Origin of the sequence: Pseudomonas sp. D1-1 (assembly GCF_051132225.1) — a bacterium.
In the GTDB taxonomy this organism is placed as follows: Bacteria; Pseudomonadota; Gammaproteobacteria; order Pseudomonadales; family Pseudomonadaceae; genus Aquipseudomonas.
This window is the reverse complement of record NZ_CP071676.1, coordinates 1,766,615-1,785,442: the sequence shown is the minus strand read 5'-3', so window position 1 is coordinate 1,785,442 and position 18,828 is coordinate 1,766,615. Positions and strand designations below refer to the sequence as shown.

Below are 18,828 nucleotides of genomic sequence, written 5' to 3'. Positions count from 1 at the left end.
AGCAGACATGGCGCAATCAGACAGCTGAATGCCTCAACTGCTCGGGACGTCGGTGTCGCGCTTGCGCTTGTTGCCCATGCGCACGCCAATGTCCATCAGGAACTGGAAGAAGCCTTCCTGATCTTCAAGCACATTGCTCCAGAACGGCGAGTGATACAGCGCCACGGCGCCATGCACCAGCGCCCAGGCTGCGCAGTAATGGAAATACGGCGGCACATCTTCGAGCTTGCCTTCGCTGATCCGGCCCTTGATCAGCAGGGTCAGGCGTTCGAAGTTGGAAGCGCGGATCTTGTGCAGCTCCTCGACCATTTCCGGCACCTGGTTGCCCTTGACCACCTTCTCTTCCAGACGGTCGAACAAGCGGTAACGCTGCGGGTCGCGCATGCGGAACTCGAAATAGGCCCGGGAAAGCGCTTCCTTGTCCTTGTCCACATCGGCCGAATGCAACAACTCGTTCAAATCGCGCTCGTAATCGAGCATCAGCCGCAGGTAGATCTCGGCCTTGGATTTGAAATGTTTATAAATCGTGCCTTTGCCGATACCCACGGCATCCGCAATCATCTCGACGGTGACACTGTCTTCACCCTGGTCGAGGAACAACTTGAGCGCGGTGTCGAGAATTTCCTGCTCGCGGCGACGAAACTCACGGACCTTACGGGGTTCTTTGTGCATAAGAAAAAGGTCTGAAGGGTCAAAATTCGAAGCCGGGTATTATGCCTAAATTACGCAAAAATGCACGGATCATCCATTTTCGATCAGTGTTCTGTGGGAAACCGTGCAGTCCCGACTCCTCCGTTTACCTGGCACCCTACCGTACTGGCAGGTTAAAAGGACAGTGAGAACCTATCCGAAGCGAGCGTATTCCAAATTTGTTTAAAAACCGCCGCAACCACACTGGACGCATCGCCACAGTGATCAATACTTGAACTGTCGGCGTGACATCTCCCCCAAGTGACACGCCGATAAAGGTACCAACGGACCGAGTGCCTTTGTTTACTCCTAATGGTCTTAACCCGGATTCACCCCCCAGAACCCGGGTTTTTTTTGTCCGGGATTCAGGCCCTCGGCGAACCGACATGCGCCAGGGGGAACAGGCGCTTGAAGTTTTCCGTGGTCTGCTGCGCGAACCGCTCATAGGATTCACCGCGCAACATGGCCAGGAACTCGGCCACCTCGCGCACATACTGAGGAAGGTTCGGCTTGCCGCGATAGGGTATTGGCGCCAGGTAGGGCGAATCGGTCTCCACCAGCAATCGATCTGCCGGCACTTTGCTGGCGACGTCGCGCAGGGCATCGGCATTGCGAAACGTGACAATTCCGGACAGGGAGATGTAGTAACCCATGTCCAGCGCAGCCTTGGCCATGTCCCAGTCCTCGGTGAAGCAATGCAGCACGCCCGCCTGGGGCAACGCCGCGTCGCGCAGCAGATCCAGGGTATCGGCGCGGGCACCGCGGGTGTGGATGATTACCGGCTTGCCAGTCTGACGAGCCGCTTCCAGGTGCAAGCGGAACGAAGCCTGCTGCACCTCGGCGGCCTCCGGCTCGTAGTGATAGTCGAGGCCAGTCTCGCCAATGGCCACCACCCGAGGATGGTCGAGCTCGCGCAGCAGCCAGTCCAGGGCCGGCGCGGCATCGGGCTGTACGTCCAGCGGGTGGATACCCACCGAACAATCAACATCCGCATAACGGTCGGCCAGGACCTTGACGTCGGCGGCGTTATCGGCGCTGACACCGATGCACAGGAAATGCCCGACGCCTCGTTGGCGCGCTGCATCCAGCGCGGCGTCCAGCGAACCGCCATGGGCGGCAAGGTCGAGGCGATCAAGGTGACAATGGGAATCTACAAGCATATGGGGCCAGGCTACATCGTATGGGTAGGACGGTCGGACTTGAGGGTTCCGGCCAGGTGGGTTTCGATCTGATTGCGAGCCGAGTTGTCGCCTTCGTTGAACTGCACGCCAACCCCGGCCGCCCGGTTGCCCTGGGCGCCTTTGGGGGTGAGCCAGATCACCTTGCCGGCGACCGGGATTTTCTCCGGTTCGTCCATCAGGCTCAACAGCATGAACACCTCATCGCCCAGGCGATAATTCTTGTTGGTCGGGATAAACAGGCCGCCATTCCTGATGAAGGGCATGTAGGCGGCGTAGAGCACCGACTTGTCCTTGATGGTCAGGGACAGGATGCCATTGCGTGGCCCGGGGCTGACAGGTTCGTTCATGCTGATCTCCGCTGCAATTGAGCTGAGTTTAGTGTGCCTGTCAGTTACGACCAGGCAAACTTGCCCATTGCACCAACAGCGCCTCCAGCAACAGGACGCGATTGAGGTTGGCCTTGCTCAGCACCTTCTGGCGTTGGGCAAGGATCCAGTCCTGAATGTTCAGGATTTTGTCCTGGCTGCTTTTTTGCGCCAGGTACTGGACCACCTTGCGCATGTCCGCCAGTCCCAGCCCAGCCTCGTCCTCGGTGAGCTGATAACGCAGGATCAGGCTCGACCAGTCGCAGAACCAGTCGAACAGCAGCAGCAACGGAATGGCGTTCCAGCCCTCGGCCAGTTGCGTCGGCGACTGCTGTTGCTTGAGCAGCTTCTTGACGCCGTCCACTACCAGTGCCCGCTGCTCACGCACGCCCTGGGCCTGGAGGCTGACGGCCGCCAGTGGCGAACCGGCGGCCAGGGTCAGCAGCTCGACACGCTCCTCATCGCTGCTGTCAGGCAAGGCCTGGCCCAGCCACTGCAGGCTCATGGCCTCGCTGGGCAGCGGACAAGCCTGCTGCACGCAACGGCTCTTGATGGTCGGCAACAACCGACTCGGCTGGTGGCTGACCAACAGCAGGACGGTATTCCCGGAAGGCTCTTCGAGACTCTTGAGCAAGGCATTGGCAGCGTTGATGTTCATCGACTCCACCGGTTCGATCAACACGACCTTGCGCCCGCCCATCTGCGCGGTCTGGACGACGAAACTCACAAGGTCCCGGACCTGGTCGACCTTGATCGCCTTGTCCGCCTCTTCAGGCTCCAGCACGTAATTGTCTGGATGGCTACCGGCCTTGAGCAGCAGGCAGGACTTGCATTCGCCGCAGGCGCCCGCGGCCACCGGGGCCTGGCACAACAGGCTCGCCATCAGGCGTTCGGCCAGCGCCCGCTTGCCGATCCCGGCCGGACCGTGCAGCAGGTAGGCATGGGCATGCTGGGCACGCCCGGCCAATTGCTGCCAGAGGCTGTCCTGCCACGGATAGGCTTCAGCCACGGGCACGCTCCAGCAGACGCGGCAGCAGACCATCCAGCGATTGCTGGACCTGTGCCAGCGGTTGGGCGGCGTCGATCAGCAGGTAACGCGCCGGATCAGCCTGGGCACGCTCCAGGAAGGCATTGCGCACGGCGTTGAAGAAGGCCTGCCCTTCCAGCTCGAAGCGATCAAGCCGACCCCGGGCGCTGGCGCGGGCCAGACCGATGTCCACCGGCAAGTCGAACACCAGAGTCAGGTCTGGCCGCAGGTCCGCCTGGACAAAGGTTTCCAACGCGGCGATACGCTCAAGGGACAAGCCCCGGCCGCCCCCCTGGTAGGCATAGGTCGAATCGGTGAAGCGATCACACAGCACCACCGCACCACGGGCCAGCGCCGGGCGGATCACCTCGGCCAGATGTTGCGCCCGGGCAGCGAAAACCAGCAACAGCTCGGTGTCGGGGTTCATGACCTCGTCAAGGGGTGCCAGCAGCACCTCGCGAATCCTCTCGGCCAATGGCGTGCCGCCCGGCTCACGGGTCAGCACCACCTCGATGCCTTCAGCCCGCAAACGTTCGGCGAGGTATTCGCGGTTGGTGCTCTTGCCGGCGCCTTCGGGGCCTTCCAGGGTTATAAACAAGCCAGTCACGGGCGATCCTTAATCAGAGTCATTGCGGGCTCGGCGGCTCGCTGGCATTCGGTTCGGGGGCAGGTTGCGGCGCGGGCTCCTGAGGCGGCACCTGGGGCACGGCTTCAGGCGCCGTATCAGGTGAAGCGGCGGGAATCGGCGCCACATCGTCCGGCGCAACCGGGGCCGGGCTCGAACGATAATCGGCGCGGCGCTTGAGTTGGTATTCGCGCACCGCGTTATTGTGCGTTTCCAGGTCATCGGAAAACACATGGCTGCCATCGCCCCGGGCCACGAAATAAAGGCTGTTGCCGTCCGCCGGGTTCAACGCCGCATGAATCGCCTCGCGCCCGACCATCGCGATCGGCGTCGGCGGCAGCCCTGGAACCAGATAGGTGTTGTAGGGATTCGGTTCTTTCAGATGGGCACGGGTGAGCTTGCCGGTGTAGCGCTCCCCCAGGCCATAGATTACGGTGGGATCGGTCTGCAACAACATGCCCAGGCGCAAGCGGCGCACGAACACCCCGGCGATCTGGCCACGCTCCTGGGGCACGCCGGTCTCCTTCTCGATCAGGGAAGCCATGATCAATGCTTGGTAGGGCTGGGTGTAAGGCACGTCGGCGGCTCGTTGCGCCCACTCCTTGGCGAGCACCTCTTCCAGCCGATCGTAGGCCTTCTTCAGCAGATCGGTATCCGACGTACCGCGCACGAACCGATAGGTATCCGGGAAGAACCGGCCTTCGGGAAATATCCCGGAATGACCAAGACGGTCCATCACCTGACTGTCGCTCAGGCCGGCGAGGGTCTGCTGGAGCTTCTCATCCTTGGCCAGCGCTGCGCGAACCTGACGGAAATTCCAGCCCTCCACCAGCGTGACGCTGTATTGCACCACGTCACCACGCTTCCAGACACCGATCAGGCCGTCCATCGTCATCCCTGGGACCATCCGGTATTCGCCGGAGTGCAGGGGTTGGCCGGCGAGGTTGAAGCGCCAGTACACCCGCAGCCAGAATGCATCCTTGATCAGGCCATCGGCTTCCAGGCGATTGAGCGTCCCGGTCGGCGTGGTGCCGCTGGGTACGTCAAGCAGTTCTTCCTGGGTGATGTTCAACGGCTGCTGCAGCGCCGAGTGAATTTTCCACGCCGAAGCGCCCAGCAACAGCCCTGCCAGAACCAGTCCGACTTCCAGCAGCAGCAAGAATTTACGTCTCACGAATCAAGCATCCAATAGCGCACGGGCAAGGGTCTGCAGTTTACGGGTGAGCGGGCCAACCGACCAGCGCGCCGAACCGCATCCGCGTACCGGCCACACGCCATAAACGCTGTTGCAGACAAAGACCTCGTCGGCCTGGTGCAGCTGTTCGAGGCGGATATTGGTGACCTGAGTAGCGATGCCATCAGACTCGGCTTGAAACAATAATTGCCCACGCATCACCCCGGCGACACCACAACGGCTCAGATCCGCCGTGATCAGCGCTCCGTCGTGCACCGTGAACAGATTACTGAACACGCCTTCGATCACCCGCCCGGACATATCCAGCATCAAGCCTTCGGCATGCTCGGTGTCGCTCCACTCGGCGCGGGCCAGCACTTGTTCAAGGCGATTGAGGTGTTTGAGGCCGGCGAGCAACGGTTGCTCGGACAGGCGTGTAGTGCAAGGAAACAGCTGAACGCCTTGCTCGGCATGGGCCAGTGGATAGGCCGCCGGCGGGCTGCCCTGCAAGATGCGGCGGGCCTGGGCTGAAGGATTGGCGGCATAGCCCCGCAGACTGTCGCCACGGGTCACGATCAGTTTCAGAACGCCATCGCCGAGCTGCTGCGCATAGGCTTGCAGTTCTGCATTCAATACCGCCCAATCGGCACTGATTGCCAACCGTCGGCATCCCAACGCGAGGCGTTGCAGATGCCCCTCAAGCAGAACGAGCTTACCGTCCCGCACGGCGATGGTTTCGAACAACCCATCACCGTAGGCCAGGCCGCGATCTTTCAGCGACAGAGCGTCAGCCGGCTGACCGTCGACCCAGCTTTCCATCAACCGGCGAACCGGCGAAACACCAGCGAGCCGTTGGTCCCGCCGAAGCCGAAGGAATTGGACAACACGACGTCGATGTCCATGCTGCGGGCGGTATGTGGCACGAAGTCGAGGTCGCAGCCCTCGTCCGGCTCATCAAGGTTGATGGTCGGCGGCGCCACCTGGCTGTTGATCGCCAGTACGCTGAAGATCGCTTCCACCGCACCTGCCGCGCCCAACAGGTGGCCGGTCATCGATTTGGTCGAGCTGACAGCCAGTTTGTAGGCGTGGTCGCCAAACACCGTCTTGATGGCCTGGGCTTCGGCCAGATCGCCGGCCGGGGTCGACGTACCATGGGCGTTGATGTACTGCACCTGCCCTGGATTGAGCTTGGCGTCGCGCAAGGCATTGGTGATGCAACGGGCCGCACCGGCGCCATCGGCCGGTGGCGACGTCATGTGGAACGCATCGCCGCTGGTACCGAAGCCGATCAGTTCGGCATAGATGGTCGCGCCACGAGCCTTGGCGTGCTCAAGTTCTTCGAGCACCAGCGCACCGGCACCGTCCGACAGTACGAAACCATCGCGGCCCTTGTCCCACGGGCGGCTAGCCCGGTCCGGCTCATCGTTGCGGGTCGACAGCGCACGGGACGCGCCGAAACCGCCCATGCCGAGGCCGCAGGCGGCCATTTCGGCGCCACCGGCAATCATCACGTCAGCTTCGTCGTACATGATGTTGCGCGCGGCCATGCCGATGCAGTGCGTGCCCGTGGTGCAGGCAGTAGCGATGGCGTAGTTGGGTCCCTGTGCACCAAGGTGGATGGACAGGAAACCGGAAATCATATTGATGATCGAGCCCGGCACGAAAAACGGCGAAATACGCCGCGGCCCGGAATCATGCAGCGTACGGCTGGTTTCTTCGATATTGGTCAAGCCGCCAATACCCGAACCCATGGCCACGCCGATGCGCTCACGGTTGGCGTCGGTGACTTCCAGCCCGGCATTGCGCACCGCCTGGAAACCGGCTGCCAGGCCGTATTGAATGAACAGGTCAAGCTTGCGGGCTTCCTTGACCGACAGGTATTCCTCGACATTGAAACCCTTTACCGAGCCGCCAAAACGGGTGGAATAGGCAGAAAGGTCGGTGTGTTCGATCAGACCAATGCCACTACGGCCAGCCAGAATGCCCTGCCAGCTGCTCGGCACATCCGTGCCCAGTGGCGACAACATACCCATACCGGTGACTACGACGCGTCTACGCGACACAGCACTCTCCTTTTTCAAATGACGACTTTGCATCAGGCCTAAAGAAAAAACCGCACGCCGAAATGGCAGTGCGGTTTTTCCATGACAGCTAGCGACGACTGAATACGATTACGCCTGGTGGCTGGTAACGTAGTCGATAGCAGCTTGTACAGTAGTGATCTTTTCAGCTTCTTCGTCAGGAATCTCGGTCTCGAATTCCTCTTCCAGAGCCATCACCAGCTCAACGGTGTCAAGGGAGTCGGCACCCAGGTCTTCGACGAAGGAAGCGGTGTTCACAACTTCTTCTTCTTTAACGCCCAGTTGCTCGGCAACGATTTTCTTGACGCGCTCTTCGATGGTGCTCATACCTTGTTTTCACTCCTAATGGACAAATTCAGGCAGCTGGCCGGTGGGTAAGTGTATAGAAAGACTTTTCGGTTTTTCAACCGAAAGCTTCACTCCTCGAACCCTGGGGCCCGCCGCCTATAAATAGATTGCAGCTTTATAACGGATTTTAGACAGCTCGTATGACATTTTTTTGAAGCAATCCGTCACATTTAACTCATGTACATCCCGCCGTTTACCGGGATTGTAGCCCCAGTCACGTATGCCGCACCGTCCGAAGCAAGAAAAGCGACCACGGACGCGATTTCTTGAGCTTGCCCCAGACGGCCCAGCGGAATCTGTGTCAACAAAGCTTCACGCTGTGCTTCCGGCAGTTCGCGGGTCATGTCGGTGTCGATGAAACCCGGTGCAACCGAGTTTACCGTAATCGAGCGCGAACCGACTTCCCGTGCCAGCGCACGGCTGAAACCTTCCAGGCCGGCTTTAGCCGCAGCATAGTTTACTTGGCCAGCGTTGCCCATGGCACCCACAACCGAGCCGATACTGATAATTCGGCCCCAACGGGCCTTGGTCATGCCACGCAGAACGCCCTTGGACAGCCGATACAGGCTGTTCAAGTTGGTATCGACCACATCGAACCATTCGTCATCTTTCATGCGCATCATCAGGTTATCGCGAGTGATGCCGGCATTATTGACCAGGATCGCCGGAGCGCCGAACTGCTCCTGGATGCTTGCCAGAACCGCCGCAACAGATTCGTCGCTGGTGACATTCAGCTCAAGGCCGGTGCCTTGGATGCCGTTTTCCTTCAAGGTCGCGGCGATACGCTCGGCGCCTGAAGCGGAAGTCGCGGTGCCAATGACAATGGCGCCTTGGCGACCCAATTCCAGTGCGATAGCCTGGCCGATGCCGCGGCTTGCACCGGTCACCAGTGCAACTTTACCTTGCAGACTCATGCAAGCTTCTCCTGTTCAGGCTTGCGCTGCACGAGCGGCAGCGAAAGCGTCTGGGGTGTTGAGATTGGAAGTCGACACGCCTTCGGCGCAGCGTTTGTTCAGACCTGCCAGCACCTTGCCAGGGCCGCACTCGACCAGTTCGGTCGCGCCCTTGGCTGCCAGGGTCTGTACCGATTCGACCCAGCGAACCGGCTTGTAGAGTTGTTCCAGCAGATCGCGCTTGAGGGTCTCGAGATCCGGCGCCACGTTGGCGCTGACATTCTGAACCACGGGAATCTGCGGCGCCTGCCAGTCGATGGCGGCGATGGATTCGGCAAACCGCTCGGCGGCCGGGCGCATCAGCTCGCAGTGCGACGGAACGCTGACCGGCAAGGGCATCGCGCGCTTGGCGCCACGGGCCTTGCAACCTTCGATCGCGCGCTCGACAGCCGCCTTGGCGCCGGCAATGACCACCTGGCCCGGCGAATTGAAATTCACCGCGCTGACCACATCGCCTTGCGCCGCTTCGGCACAGGCTGCCAACACATCGGCGTCTTCCAGGCCGAGGATAGCGGCCATGCCACCCTGCCCGGCCGGAACCGCTTCCTGCATCAACTGGCCACGCCGTTCCACCAGCTTGACCGCGTCGCCAAGGCTCAGGCTGCCAGCCGCCACCAGGGCGCTGTACTCACCCAGGCTGTGACCGGCGACAAACGCCGGACGCGCGCCGCCTTCAGCCAGCCACAAGCGCCACAGCGCAATGGAGGCGGTCAGGATCGCGGGTTGGGTCTTGTCGGTCTGGTTAAGTTGCTCTTCCGGCCCTTGCTGGGTCAGTGCCCACAAGTCGTAGCCGAGTGCATCGGATGCTTCTTTGAATGTTTCCAGGATCAACGGGTATTGCGCGCCCAGCTCGGCCAGCATGCCGAGGGACTGCGAGCCCTGTCCTGGAAAGACGAATGCGAGGGAAGCAGACATGAAAACAAAGCCCCTAATGATCTTGTCGTCAAAAATTGACGCCCCTGGGGGCGCTAGGAAACTGACAGTTGGATGGCGGGTTGAACCGACCGGTCACATTTAAGCATTGTCGGACGAAAACGCCTAAGTTAACAAATCTTCAAGACGGCCATGCAGGCGCTCAGGCAGGTTTTCCTCGATTTCAATCACCGCCCGGTTGATTGCACTCTGAAAGCCCTGCACCCCAGCCGAACCATGACTCTTGATCACGATGCCCTGCAGCCCGAGAAAACTCGCACCATTGTGCCGCGCCGGGGCCAGATCCGCCTGCAGACGACGCATCAGCGGCAATGCCAGCGCACCCACCGCCCTGGAAGCCAGGCTCTGCTTGAACAGGGCCTCGATGCGGCCGCCAATCATGGTCGCCAGGCCTTCGCTGGACTTGAGCAGGATATTGCCGACAAAACCGTCGCATACCACCACGTCCGCCTCGCCGCGATATAGCCCGTCACCCTCGACAAAACCGATGTAATTGATGCCCCGGGCGCTTTGCAACAATGTGGCCGCGAGCTTGACCTGCTGATTACCCTTGATGTCTTCGGTGCCGATATTCAGCAGTGCCACGCGAGGGCGAGCGATGCCGAGGGTTTCAGCCGCGACCGAGCCCATCACCGCGAACTGCAGCAAATGCTCGGCGCTGCAGTCGACATTGGCGCCCAGGTCCAATAGCTGGCAGAAACCGCGCTGGGTCGGGATCGCCGCGACCATGGCGGGCCGATCGATCCCCGGCAGGGTTTTCAGCACGTAGCGGGACAGCGCCATCAACGCCCCGGTATTACCCGCACTGACACACGCCTGGACCTTGTCGTCGCGCAACAGCTCCAATGCCACGCGCATCGAGGCGTCGGGCTTGCCGCGCAGAGCCTGGGCAGGCTTCTCGTCCATGGCGATGACTTCGGACGCCGGGGTAATCGTCAGGCGCGCGCGATCCGCAGCGGGATAGCCACTGAGCAATTCTTCCAGGAGGGAGGGTTGACCGACGAGGGTCAGGTGCAGCGAGGGCGTAGCATTCAGGCAAGCGAGGCTGGCCTGGACAATGCTGCGGGGACCGAAGTCCCCGCCCATTGCGTCAATTGCGATGACTTGAGCGGACAAGTGATTACTCGTCGGCGCCCTTGTCGATCACTTTACGGCCACGGTATACGCCTTCTGGCGATACGTGGTGACGCAGGTGAACTTCACCGGTGGTTTTTTCTACAGACAGGGTGCTAGCCTCGAGAGCGTCGTGCGAACGGCGCATGTCACGGGCAGAGCGGGATTTTTTGTTCTGCTGAACAGCCATAATTGATTAACTCCTAAACGTTTGGGTCACGCTTTAACTGCGCCAATACACTGAACGGGTTGGACCGCGTTACCTCGTCCTCGCTCGGTTCGGGCTCATCTGCTCCCGCCGGCTGCTGGCATTCTTCCGGATGATGAGCAGGCACAATGGGCAAGGCGAGCAGAAGCTCCTCCTCGATCAGTGACTGCAGATCCAATGGATCTTCGCCCAGTTCCAGCACGTCATAACCTTTCGGCAACGACTGGGTATTCGCACCCTCCTTCACCACGGCGTAACTGCATTCGCTGTGGATCGGCAGGGTGACCAGCTCAAGACAACGCTGGCAAACCATTTTGACTTCAGTGTCGATAAAGCTGTGGATCACCACAGATTTACGTTCATCTCGTTCAAAAACGAATTTGGCCTGGACCGTACCGACATCGTCGGAAAGCGGGTCGCAGAGTCTCTTCAAATCGGCCAGCAGCAATTCACCTTGAAGGGTGGTGCCACGGTCAGCCAATTTGCGCGGGTCAACGTGAGGTGGAATCGGGTCATTCAACATAGGCGCAGCATTATAGGGATGCACCGGGCCATGTCAAAGGAAATTCAGCCCTGTCCGTCACTTGCACGCCTCGCTAGAATCCTCTCCTGCCTCCTGGAGACGCCAATGCTGCCTTTATTACTTGCCTCAAGCTCGGTCTACCGTCGGGAACTGCTTGCCCGCCTGGGGCTGCCGTTCGTCTGCGACTCACCGGACATCGACGAAAGCCATCGCGCCGGCGAGGCCGCGCTCGAACTGGTGAAACGCCTGGCCCGGGAAAAAACCTTCGCCCTGGCGGACCGTTACCCGGCACACCTGATCATTGGCTCGGACCAGGTCGCCGTGATCGGAGAGCGCATCCTGGGCAAGCCCCACACCTTCGAGAACGCCCGCGAGCAACTGCTGGCCGCCAGCGGGACCAAGGTAACCTTCCTGACCGGCCTGGCACTACTCAACAGCCAGACCGGCGCCTGCCAGGTCGATTGCGTTCCGTTTACCGTAACCATGCGGACATTGGATCAGGCTCGCGTGGAGCGCTATCTGCGCACCGAGCAACCGTACGACTGCGCCGGCAGCTTCAAGGCCGAAGGCCTGGGCGTGAGCCTGTTCCAGCGCACCGAAGGGCCGGACGCCACCAGCCTGGTCGGCCTGCCGCTGATTCGTCTTGTGGACATGTTGCTAGTTGAGGGTGTGGAGGTTCCCTGAAACCCCAGACAACCCATTTGTGGCGAGGGGTTTATCCCCGCTGGGCTGCGGAGCAGCCCCCTCAATCGATCTGATGCACCGAGGCGTCAACCTTCAGGGTCGCTCCGCGCCCCAACGGGGATAAATCCCCTCGCCACAGGGGCCCCGCCAACCAGAGCGCAAGAAGCCTAGCGCAACGCCGGGCCCTGGAAGCCCATCCACATCGCCAGATGCTCGGCGATGCTTGCGCCCAGCTTCTTCGAGAAGCGGTCAAACGGCGATTCTTCGATGGTGAAGTCCACCAGGTCCTTCTGACCGATCACATCCCGAGCCACCGAACTGGCGCTGCCCAGGCCATCGATCAGGCCCAGCGGCAAAGCCTGCTCCCCGGACCAGACCAACCCGGAAAACAATTCCGGATGTTCCTTGTCCTTCAAGCGCTCGCCGCGGCCTTTCTTGACGCTGGCAATGAATTGCTTGTGAGTCGTGTCGAGTACGCCCTGCCAGAACGCGGTTTCTTCAGGCTTTTGCGGCTGGAACGGATCAAGGAACGACTTGTGCTCGCCAGAGGTATAGACCCGCCGCTCCACACCGAGCTTCTCCATGGTCCCGACAAAACCATAACCGGCCGCCGTCACGCCAATGGAGCCGACCAGGCTGGCCTTGTCGGCATAGATCTGGTCCGCAGCGCTGGCAATGTAATAGGCACCCGACGCGCCGAGATCGGCGATGACTGCATAGACCTTGGTGTTCGGGTGAAGCGCGCGCAACCGGACGATCTCGTCGTAGACGTAACCCGACTGCACCGGACTGCCGCCCGGGCTGTTGATGCGCAGCACCACGCCCTTGACCTTCGGATCTTCGAAGGCAGCCCGCAGACTGCCGACGATGTTATCCGCACTGGCTGGCTCCTTGTCGGCGATCACTCCTTCAACGTCGATCAACGCGGTATACGCCGAACCACTGACCGCACCCTTTTCGATACTCATCAACGGCGTAAACAGCAGCAGCGCAACGAAAAGATAAACAAAGGTCAGCAGCTTGAAGAAGATCCCCCAGCGACGCGACCGACGCTGCTCTTGCACACCGGCCAACAGAGTCTTTTCCAACAGCTTCCAGCTTTTTCCATCACCGCTCTCGGCATCTGCCTTGGCCGGTGCTTTCCATTCATCGGTCATGCATGCATCCCCATCAAAACGTCAACCGGCACGCTGGCTCAGCCACGCGTGCAATTCGGGAAAATGGTCAATCGCCAGGCACGGTTCAAACGCCCGAAGCGCCTCGATCGTCTGAGCGCCATAACTGACAGCGACAGAGCCCATGCCGGCATTACGCGCCATCTGCAGGTCGAACGACGAATCCCCGACCATCAGCGCCTGCTCGGGCCGCACATTACAGTGGGCCAGGATTTGCTCAAGCATCAGCGGATGCGGCTTGCTGGCGGTTTCGTCGGCGGCGCGGGTGATGTCGAAATAATCGTCCCAGCCATGGGACTTCAGCACCCGATCCAGCCCGCGTCGAGCCTTGCCGGTCGCGACAGCCAGGTGATAGCCCTCTTCCCGCAGGGCCTGGAGCGTGTCGGCCACGCCGTCGAACAGCGGCGAAGGCTCGGCCTCCAGCGCGATGTAGTGGTCGGCATAATGCTGGCGAAAAACGCTCAACTCATCATCAGCGATTTCCGGGTACAGGCTGCGAATCGCTTCCGGCAGCCCAAGACCGATAATGCCCTTCACCGCAAAATCATCCCGCCGAGCAAAACCCGTTCGGTCCGACGCGACGTGCATCGACTCGACAATCCGACCGATGGAGTTGGCCAGAGTGCCGTCCCAATCAAATATCAGCAGCTTGTAGTCAGGATGCACTCAACCGCTCCACGGTCTTGGCCCACATGTCATCCACGGGGGCCTGCAATTTCAGCTCGCCGCCGTCCGGCAACGGCACGGTCAGCATGTAGGCATGAAGGAACAGGCGCTTGCCGCCCAGGTCACGGATTTCCTTGCTGAAGTCATCGTCCCCGTACTTGCTGTCACCGGCAATGCAATGCCCGGCATGCAGGGTGTGGACGCGGATCTGGTGGGTCCGCCCAGTGACCGGCTTGGCCTCGACCATGGTGGCGAAGTCGCCGAAACGGCGCAGCACCTTGAACACGGTCAGCGCTTCCTTGCCTTCTTCGTTGACTTCCACCATGCGCTCGCCGGAGCGCAGGTTGCTCTTGAGCAGCGGCGCGCGGACCTGCTTGACGGATGTTTCCCAACGACCGCGCACCAGCGCCATGTAGCGCTTGTCGACGCCATCGCCGCGCAACTGTTCGTGCAGATGGCGCAACATGCTGCGCTTCTTGGCAATCATCAACAGCCCGGAGGTGTCCCGATCCAGACGATGGACCAGCTCCAGCTCCTTGGCATCGGGACGCAGCTGACGGAAGGCTTCGATCACGCCGAAATTCAGGCCGCTGCCGCCGTGGACCGCGATGCCCGCGGGCTTGTTGACCACGATCAGCGCCTTGTCTTCGAAGACGATGGCGGCTTCCAGGCGTTGCAACAAACCTTGCGCCAGTGGCACCGGCTCATCGCGCTCGGGCACGCGAACCGGCGGTACGCGCACGACGTCGCCCGCCTGGAGCTTGTATTCGGGCTTGATCCGACCTTTGTTCACCCGCACTTCGCCTTTGCGCAAAATGCGATAGATCAAGGTCTTGGGCACGCCTTTGAGCCGGGCAAGCAGGAAATTATCAATTCGTTGGCCGGCATATTCCGGCGAGACCTCAAGCAGTTGAACGCCTGGGGTCGAAGGGGCAGTAGTTGTCATGGCGGCGATGATAACAATTTTTTATGGAATTGAAGCACTTAATCATTGCTGCTATAGTCGCGAACGCCGCCAAAAGTGGCTGGACAGCGGACCAGCGGTCAAAAACCGGCCCTGACCAACGCAATTCACGAGGACGAGAGGCCGTCCTACGGGGCTCTTGCTACGTAACGGTAGAGTTCGCAGGTGTAACGAGCGCAGGTGACATGAGGCCTGAAATACGCCGCAAAGCAGAGTCTTGACTCGCCTTGCGCGCCACATTCACGGCCAGTTCACAAAGTGCAGTCGCCCGCAGACGACCCCGAGCGAGAGCTTCGGAAACAACGCCTAAATGAGCCATGATGCGTGACCTCCCCTTCCGGAGCTCACGGTAAATGCCAACCCGCTGCGGATTCTGCGCGCGGCAGCACCCGAATTATCAGGGATACGTGTAGGGTGGAGATGTACAACCGTCGGACTGTGTAGCACTAGGCTTATATTTAGACGCTTCATCTCGTCCACAGGCGCCGGTTGATTCCTCCTCCTGACTGAGTGCTTGAGTACCAGCAAGCAGGACGCGTCCGTCGCGACTTCGCCATCATTGGGTCGAACTCGCTGGACACTGGAATGGCCCCGCCATCGCCAGGACGCACCTGACACCGACCGTGAGAAGTCGTGTGTGCCGAACGCCGTTTCCGGCAGCCCGGAAACCGACGGTACTACATGAAAAGAATGCTGATTAACGCAACTCAACCCGAAGAGTTGCGTGTTGCACTGGTAGACGGCCAGCGCCTCTACGACCTGGATATCGAATCCGGTGCACGCGAGCAGAAGAAGGCCAACATCTATAAAGGCCGGATTACTCGCATCGAACCAAGCCTTGAGGCTGCCTTTGTCGATTTCGGCTCCGAGCGCCACGGCTTCCTGCCCCTCAAAGAAATCTCCCGCGAATACTTCAAGAAGGCCCCCGAAGGCCGCGTCAACATCAAGGACGTCCTGAGCGAAGGCCAGGAAGTCATCGTCCAGGTCGAAAAAGAAGAACGTGGCAACAAGGGCGCCGCCCTGACCACCTTCATCAGCCTCGCCGGCCGCTACCTGGTCCTGATGCCGAACAACCCACGTGCCGGCGGTATCTCCCGCCGCATCGAAGGCGAAGAGCGCAACGAACTGCGCGAAGCCCTGAACGGCCTGGTCGCACCCGCCGACATGGGCCTGATCGTGCGCACTGCCGGCCTGGGCCGCAGCAGCGAAGAAATGCAGTGGGACCTCGACTACCTGCTGCAACTCTGGACCGCGATCAAGGAAGCCTCGCTGGATCGTTCCGCACCTTTCCTGATCTACCAGGAAAGCAACGTGATCATCCGCGCCATCCGCGACTACCTGCGCCAGGACATCGGCGAAGTGCTGATCGACAGCGTCGAAGCCCAGGACGAAGCCCTGACCTTCATTCGCCAGGTGATGCCGCAGTACGCCAGCAAGATCAAGCTCTACGAAGACAGCGTTCCGCTGTTCAATCGTTTCCAGATCGAAAGCCAGATCGAGACCGCCTTCCAGCGCGTCGTCGAACTGCCGTCGGGCGGCTCCATCGTCATCGACCCGACCGAAGCCCTGGTGTCCATCGACATCAACTCGGCGCGCGCCACCAAAGGCAGCGACATCGAAGAAACCGCCCTGCAGACCAACCTTGAAGCCGCCGAAGAAATCGCCCGCCAGTTGCGCCTGCGCGACATCGGCGGCCTGATCGTCATCGACTTCATCGACATGACCCCGGCCAAGAACCAGCGCGCCGTGGAAGAAAAGGTCCGTGAATGCCTGGAAGCCGACCGTGCCCGCGTACAGGTCGGTCGTATCTCGCGCTTCGGCCTGCTGGAAATGTCCCGTCAGCGCCTGCGTCCATCCCTGGGCGAAAGCAGCGGCATCGTTTGCCCGCGCTGCAACGGCACCGGCATCATCCGTGACGTCGAGTCGTTGTCCCTGGCGATCCTTCGCCTGATCGAAGAAGAAGCCCTGAAGGACCGCACCGCTGAAGTTCGTGCCCAGGTGCCGATCCCGGTGGCCGCGTTCCTGCTCAACGAAAAACGCAACTCGATCACCAAGATCGAACTGCGCACCCGCGCCCGCATTGTGATCCTGCCGAACGACCACCTCGAGACGCCGCACTTCGAAGTGCAGCGCCTGCGTGATGACAGCCCCGAGGCCCACACCAACCAGTCCAGCTACGAAATCGCCGCGGCCGCCGCCGAAGTCGAAGACGTCCAGCCAGCTGCCGCCACCCGCACCCTGGTTCGCCAGGAGGCAGCGGTCAAGACCGCGCCGGCCCGTGCCAACGCTCCGGTCCCGACCGAAGCCGCCGCACCGGTTGCCGCCCCAGCCGCAGCCCCGGAACCTAGCCTGTTCAAAGGCTTGGTGAAGTCCCTGGTCAGCCTGTTCGCCACCAAGGAAGAGCCTGCCGCCCCGGCCGTTGTCGCCAAGCCTGCCGCTACCGAGCGTCCGGCCCGCAACGAAGAACGCCGCAACGGTCGCCAGCAGACCCGCAACCGCAACGGTCGTCGCGACGAAGAGCGCAAGCCGCGCGAAGAACGTGCTCCGCGTGAAGAGCGCGCACCCCGTGAGCCGCGTGAAGAGCGTCAACCACGCGAAGCCCGTGAGGAAGTTCCAGCGGTAGCCCGCGAAGAACGCGCACCACGTCCGCCTCGCGAAGAGCGCCAGCCACGCGCACCACGTGAAGATCGCAAGCCGCGTGGCGAGCGTGAAGAACGTGTTCGCGAATTGCGCGAGCCTCTGGACGCCGCACCGGCTGTTGCTGCGACGCCTGCGACTCCGGCAGCAGAACGCCCGGCTCGCCAGCCTCGCGAAGAGCGTGCACCGCGTCCGCCGCGTGAAGAGCGTCAGCCGCGCGCCGAGCAGGCAGCCGCCGAAGCCAGCGAAGAGGAAGTACTGAACACCGAAGAGCAGTTGCAGGAAGACGGTCAGGACAGCGCCGAGGGCGATCGTCCACGTCGTCGCTCCCGCGGCCAGCGTCGTCGCAGCAACCGTCGCGAGCGCCAACGCGATGCCAACGGCAACGTGATCGAAGGCTCGGAAGAGTCCGACGCCGGCGAGAACGCCGAAGCGCCTAGCGCTGCCGACCTGGCCGCCGGCCTGGCCGTCACCGCGGCTGTTGCCAGCAGCGCGATCAGCGCCCCAGCCGAGGCCCAGGCACACGAGCAGGCCGAACGGGCCACCGCTGCGGTGGAAGAGGCAGCGGTCGAAGCGCCAGTTGTCGAAGCGACCACTCCGGTAGAAATCACTGCTTCGCCAGAGGTGGAACTCGCACCGGTTCGTGAAGCCGAGCCGCAAGCCGAAGCCGCCGCCGAGCCTGCCCCGGTCGTCGAGCAGCCGGTGGTAGCCGCTGAAATGCCTGCCGAGGAAACCGCACCAGAGCCAGTACGCGAAGAGCAGACCGCTTTCAACTGGAACGCAGAGCCAGCCGCACCAGCGCCGGTTGCTGAACCTGAGCCGGTAGTAACCGTCGAACCGCAAGTGGTCGAGCCTGCGCCAATGGTCGAAGCGCCTGTGGTTGCCGAAGCAGTGGTTGCCGAAGCCCCAGCCCCGGTTGAAGCGCCTGCACCGGTCAGTGCCCTGACCCCTAACGGCCGCGCCCCGAACGATCCACGCGAAGTACGTCGTCGCAAGCGTGAAGCCGAGCGTCTGCAGAAAGAAGCTGAACTGGCCGCCGCAGCTGCCACTCAAGCGCCTGCCGCCGAACCGGCTCCGGTCGTGGAAGAAGTCGCCGAGGCAGCCCTTGCCCCGGTAGCTGAAGCCCCGACTGAATCGGCCCCGGTGATCGACGAACCTCAGCACGCCGCTGAAGAAGAAGTCGCTCCGCGTCACACTGAAGCCCTGGAAAAAGAGCACGAGCCTAAACCTCACGCCTGATTCCACCGCCCAGTAAAAAGCCCCGCCTGGTGATGCCAGGCGGGGCTTTTTTATGCCTTCGATTTGCAGGTCCCTATGAGAACCTGGCACGAGATTTATATCCGCTGAAAAACCCATGTGGGAGCGAGCTTGCTCGCGAAGGCGGTGGATCAGCTTGCATCACCGTTGAATATCAGACCGCTTTCGCGAGCAAGCTCGCTCCCACAGGGGAATTGCAACCACCATAAATTTTACAATCCTTC

General features: G+C 61.3%; 19 protein-coding genes. 2 read left to right on the top strand and 17 right to left on the bottom strand.

Translation table 11 applies throughout. The annotated features are described in order from the left end of the window. Positions 1–33: 33 nt before the first annotated feature. From J3P86_RS08100 to J3P86_RS08035, 14 genes are all read right to left on the bottom strand, one after another. Complete coding sequence (locus J3P86_RS08100) at positions 34–672, bottom strand: TetR/AcrR family transcriptional regulator (protein WP_003204240.1); 639 nt, start codon at positions 670–672, stop codon at positions 34–36. A 383-nt stretch (positions 673–1,055) separates the two neighbouring features. Further along, on the bottom strand, positions 1,056–1,850 hold the full coding sequence (locus J3P86_RS08095; RefSeq protein WP_434699875.1) for a TatD family hydrolase: 795 nt from the start codon (positions 1,848–1,850) through the stop codon (positions 1,056–1,058). A gap of 11 nt (positions 1,851–1,861) precedes the next feature. After that, a complete protein-coding gene (locus J3P86_RS08090; RefSeq protein ID WP_305496049.1) occupies positions 1,862–2,218 on the bottom strand; it encodes a PilZ domain-containing protein in 357 nt (118 codons plus the stop codon). A gap of 40 nt (positions 2,219–2,258) precedes the next feature. After that, on the bottom strand, positions 2,259–3,245 hold the full coding sequence (locus tag J3P86_RS08085) for a DNA polymerase III subunit delta' (RefSeq protein ID WP_434699874.1): 987 nt from the start codon (positions 3,243–3,245) through the stop codon (positions 2,259–2,261). Beyond that, positions 3,238–3,870: a dTMP kinase gene (gene tmk, locus J3P86_RS08080; protein WP_434625158.1), complete on the bottom strand. Its 633-nt coding sequence runs from the start codon at positions 3,868–3,870 to the stop codon at positions 3,238–3,240. The genes J3P86_RS08085 and tmk overlap by 8 nt, the downstream gene beginning before the upstream one ends. 19 nt (positions 3,871–3,889) lie before the next feature. Further along, complete coding sequence (mltG, locus tag J3P86_RS08075; RefSeq protein WP_434699873.1) at positions 3,890–5,062, bottom strand: endolytic transglycosylase MltG; 1,173 nt, start codon at positions 5,060–5,062, stop codon at positions 3,890–3,892. A gap of 3 nt (positions 5,063–5,065) precedes the next feature. Continuing rightward, the gene (gene pabC, locus J3P86_RS08070) at positions 5,066–5,881 is read right to left on the bottom strand and encodes an aminodeoxychorismate lyase (RefSeq protein WP_434699872.1); all 816 of its coding nucleotides are present in this window, start codon (positions 5,879–5,881) and stop codon (positions 5,066–5,068) included. Further along, positions 5,881–7,125, bottom strand: coding sequence for a beta-ketoacyl-ACP synthase II (gene fabF / locus J3P86_RS08065; RefSeq protein ID WP_305496054.1), 1,245 nt, complete (start codon positions 7,123–7,125; stop codon positions 5,881–5,883). Before fabF ends, pabC begins: the two co-directional genes overlap by 1 nt. 108 nt (positions 7,126–7,233) lie before the next feature. Then, positions 7,234–7,470: an acyl carrier protein gene (gene acpP / locus J3P86_RS08060; RefSeq protein WP_003175607.1), complete on the bottom strand. Its 237-nt coding sequence runs from the start codon at positions 7,468–7,470 to the stop codon at positions 7,234–7,236. 191 nt (positions 7,471–7,661) lie between these two features. Beyond that, positions 7,662–8,405 (bottom strand): 3-oxoacyl-ACP reductase FabG, encoded by a 744-nt coding sequence (fabG, locus tag J3P86_RS08055; protein ID WP_018613558.1) that lies wholly within the window; start codon positions 8,403–8,405, stop codon positions 7,662–7,664. Between the two features lie 15 nt (positions 8,406–8,420). Further along, positions 8,421–9,359, bottom strand: a complete 939-nt coding sequence (gene fabD / locus J3P86_RS08050) for an ACP S-malonyltransferase (RefSeq protein WP_434625165.1) — start codon at positions 9,357–9,359, stop codon at positions 8,421–8,423. A 123-nt stretch (positions 9,360–9,482) separates the two neighbouring features. Further along, on the bottom strand, positions 9,483–10,493 hold the full coding sequence (gene plsX / locus J3P86_RS08045; protein ID WP_434653208.1) for a phosphate acyltransferase PlsX: 1,011 nt from the start codon (positions 10,491–10,493) through the stop codon (positions 9,483–9,485). A gap of 4 nt (positions 10,494–10,497) precedes the next feature. Further along, the gene (rpmF, locus tag J3P86_RS08040) at positions 10,498–10,680 is read right to left on the bottom strand and encodes a 50S ribosomal protein L32 (RefSeq protein ID WP_003179396.1); all 183 of its coding nucleotides are present in this window, start codon (positions 10,678–10,680) and stop codon (positions 10,498–10,500) included. A gap of 13 nt (positions 10,681–10,693) precedes the next feature. After that, complete coding sequence (locus J3P86_RS08035) at positions 10,694–11,221, bottom strand: YceD family protein (RefSeq protein WP_003204262.1); 528 nt, start codon at positions 11,219–11,221, stop codon at positions 10,694–10,696. Positions 11,222–11,326: 105 nt separating this feature from the next. Here J3P86_RS08035 and J3P86_RS08030 point away from each other — a divergent pair, with 105 nt between their 5' ends. Beyond that, positions 11,327–11,905, top strand: coding sequence for a Maf family protein (locus tag J3P86_RS08030; RefSeq protein ID WP_434699870.1), 579 nt, complete (start codon positions 11,327–11,329; stop codon positions 11,903–11,905). A 167-nt stretch (positions 11,906–12,072) separates the two neighbouring features. On the opposite strand, the gene J3P86_RS08025 is transcribed toward J3P86_RS08030, so the two are convergent. Genes J3P86_RS08025 through rluC form a run of 3 tightly spaced genes read right to left on the bottom strand, consistent with a single transcriptional unit; the run spans position 12,073 to position 14,692 of the window. Beyond that, entirely contained in the window at positions 12,073–13,062 is a 990-nt protein-coding gene (locus J3P86_RS08025) for a S49 family peptidase (RefSeq protein WP_434699868.1), read from the bottom strand. A gap of 21 nt (positions 13,063–13,083) precedes the next feature. Continuing rightward, entirely contained in the window at positions 13,084–13,746 is a 663-nt protein-coding gene (locus J3P86_RS08020; protein WP_434569358.1) for an HAD-IIIA family hydrolase, read from the bottom strand. Next, a complete protein-coding gene (gene rluC, locus J3P86_RS08015) occupies positions 13,736–14,692 on the bottom strand; it encodes a 23S rRNA pseudouridine(955/2504/2580) synthase RluC (protein ID WP_434569359.1) in 957 nt (318 codons plus the stop codon). The genes J3P86_RS08020 and rluC overlap by 11 nt, the downstream gene beginning before the upstream one ends. Positions 14,693–15,391: 699 nt before the next feature. On the opposite strand from rluC, the gene rne reads away from it, so the two are divergent. Then, positions 15,392–18,586, top strand: coding sequence for a ribonuclease E (gene rne / locus J3P86_RS08010; protein WP_434699867.1), 3,195 nt, complete (start codon positions 15,392–15,394; stop codon positions 18,584–18,586). Positions 18,587–18,828: the final 242 nt, after the last annotated feature.

Bases quoted from the DNA above. Each gene is read 5' to 3' on its own strand.
- J3P86_RS08095 (WP_434699875.1), bottom strand. From the start codon at position 1,850: ATGCTTGTAGATTCCCATTGTCACCTTGATCGCCTCGACCTTGCCGCC.
- acpP (WP_003175607.1), bottom strand. From the start codon at position 7,470: ATGAGCACCATCGAAGAGCGCGTCAAGAAAATCGTTGCCGAGCAACTG.
- pabC (WP_434699872.1), bottom strand. From the start codon at position 5,881: ATGGAAAGCTGGGTCGACGGTCAGCCGGCTGACGCTCTGTCGCTGAAA.
- J3P86_RS08090 (WP_305496049.1), bottom strand. From the start codon at position 2,218: ATGAACGAACCTGTCAGCCCCGGGCCACGCAATGGCATCCTGTCCCTG.
- J3P86_RS08100 (WP_003204240.1), bottom strand. From the start codon at position 672: ATGCACAAAGAACCCCGTAAGGTCCGTGAGTTTCGTCGCCGCGAGCAG.
- rluC (WP_434569359.1), bottom strand. From the start codon at position 14,692: ATGACAACTACTGCCCCTTCGACCCCAGGCGTTCAACTGCTTGAGGTC.
- J3P86_RS08030 (WP_434699870.1), top strand. From the start codon at position 11,327: ATGCTGCCTTTATTACTTGCCTCAAGCTCGGTCTACCGTCGGGAACTG.
- J3P86_RS08025 (WP_434699868.1), bottom strand. From the start codon at position 13,062: ATGACCGATGAATGGAAAGCACCGGCCAAGGCAGATGCCGAGAGCGGT.
- fabD (WP_434625165.1), bottom strand. From the start codon at position 9,359: ATGTCTGCTTCCCTCGCATTCGTCTTTCCAGGACAGGGCTCGCAGTCC.
- rpmF (WP_003179396.1), bottom strand. From the start codon at position 10,680: ATGGCTGTTCAGCAGAACAAAAAATCCCGCTCTGCCCGTGACATGCGC.
- rne (WP_434699867.1), top strand. From the start codon at position 15,392: ATGAAAAGAATGCTGATTAACGCAACTCAACCCGAAGAGTTGCGTGTT.
- J3P86_RS08035 (WP_003204262.1), bottom strand. From the start codon at position 11,221: ATGTTGAATGACCCGATTCCACCTCACGTTGACCCGCGCAAATTGGCT.
- fabG (WP_018613558.1), bottom strand. From the start codon at position 8,405: ATGAGTCTGCAAGGTAAAGTTGCACTGGTGACCGGTGCAAGCCGCGGC.